This window comes from Leuconostoc sp. (assembly GCF_965300815.1).
Genome location: NZ_CBDKZH010000147.1, coordinates 1 through 1,668, shown reverse-complemented (window position 1 = coordinate 1,668; position 1,668 = coordinate 1). Strand labels below are relative to the sequence as shown.

Here is a 1,668-nt window from a genome sequence, read left to right as displayed (position 1 = left end):
GGGGCAACCTCTTCTGCTGGTTGGTGAATAATCCGAATGGCTCCTGGGATATCATCTTTGATTTTAATTAACTCGCGGGCTAGCACCATTAAGTAAGCGGTATGCGCATCATGACCACATGCATGCATGACACCTTTATTTTGCGACTTAAAGGGCAATTCATTGTCCTCAACGACAGCTAAAGCATCAAAGTCGGCACGAATGGCTAATTTTTTGCCCGGTTTGTCCGGATTGATATCAACCACTAGCCCAAAGCCATCCCCCACACGGGAAACAGTGCAGTCTAACGCTTGATAAAAATCAGCGATATACTGGGACGTCGCCGCTTCTTGAAACGAAATTTCAGGCTGTTGATGTAAGTGTCTTCGAATCGCAATCATGTCAGCCTCATCAGCGGTTAATTCAGCAAGTAATTGATTTAATGTGTCCATGTGGTTTGTCCCTTCTGTTTCTACTATCATGTTAACATTGTCAATCACATCGCACTGATTTAACGCCTGATATAATCATCACACACTACCAACAAACATCAGTATTAACTCAAGTGCATCATGATGTTATCAAATAGTCGTGTGGGTAATATTGTGTGCAAAAAGACTAACGGTTTGGCGCCAAAGCCAATGAGATAACGTGGCTTTGGGTGCTTTTTAGCAATTGCTTTGGCGATTGTTTTGGCAATGATCATTGGATCGGACATCATCTTACCACTATATTGACGTCGCAATCCGTCAGCGGTTTTTTCAGCCGCACGTGCGTATGCCCCATCTTTTGCAGATGCTGCTAAATGATCGGCTGCAATGATACCCCAGTCAGTTTTGATACCACCTGGTTCAATTAAGACAACATCAATGCCAAATGCCTTAACTTCCATCCGCAAAGCGTCACTAAAACTTTCTAGTGCATATTTTGTCGCATGATACCAAGCACCAAAGTAACTTGTAAAGCGCCCACCCATTGATGACACGTTGATGATCTTGCCTTGATGTTGCTTGCGCATATGTGGCAATACCAATTGTGTTAACCGCGCAAGACCAAACAAATTGACTTCAAATTGCTGTCTAGCTTCCGAAAGCGCCACATCTTCGACTGCGCCAAAAGAACCATACCCAGCGTTATTAATCAAAACATCAATACGCCCTTCCTTTGTCATAATATCTTGAACGACCGATGCCATTGACTGCTCATCTGTGACGTCTAGTTGAACACCATGAACACCGATTTGTTGTAACTGTTCTAACCGATCAAGCCGTCTACCTGCCCCATAAACAATGTCTCCCGCGTTACTTAAATATTCAGCTGTTTGAAACCCGATACCACTTGTTGCGCCAGTAATGAGAATGACTTTTTTCATGTTTTAACTCCTTGTCTGTATTAGTATCATAACTTAAAACTAGCGTATTTTGTTGCCTAAAATAAAAAGAGCAGCGACAAATGGCTACCCTTTTTATGATTGATTTTGGTTATGAGTTTTGGCTGATAGCCGATGAATTTTTCGGTTAAAATTGACATACAAGAAAATGGCGCGGACATACAAGTCTAGCCCAATTGCCAACCAGACGCCAGCAATGCCTAACTTTAAGATTTGTGCTAATAGGATAACGCCCAGAATACGGGTGACCCACATACCAAAAGCTGTGCTGTAAAGGGGTGTTTTGGTGTCCCCCATCC

At 42.8% G+C, this 1,668-nt stretch carries 1 protein-coding gene and 2 pseudogenes; all 3 read right to left on the bottom strand.

Annotated elements, in window-relative coordinates:
- A pseudogene (locus ACW12G_RS07435) lies at positions 1-431 on the bottom strand (M20/M25/M40 family metallo-hydrolase); the annotation flags it as partial.
- A gap of 104 nt (positions 432-535) precedes the next feature.
- Positions 536-1,351, bottom strand: a complete 816-nt coding sequence (locus tag ACW12G_RS07430) for an oxidoreductase (RefSeq protein WP_147001355.1) — start codon at positions 1,349-1,351, stop codon at positions 536-538.
- Positions 1,352-1,444: 93 nt separating this feature from the next.
- Positions 1,445-1,668, bottom strand: a pseudogene (locus ACW12G_RS07425) (MATE family efflux transporter); the annotation flags it as partial.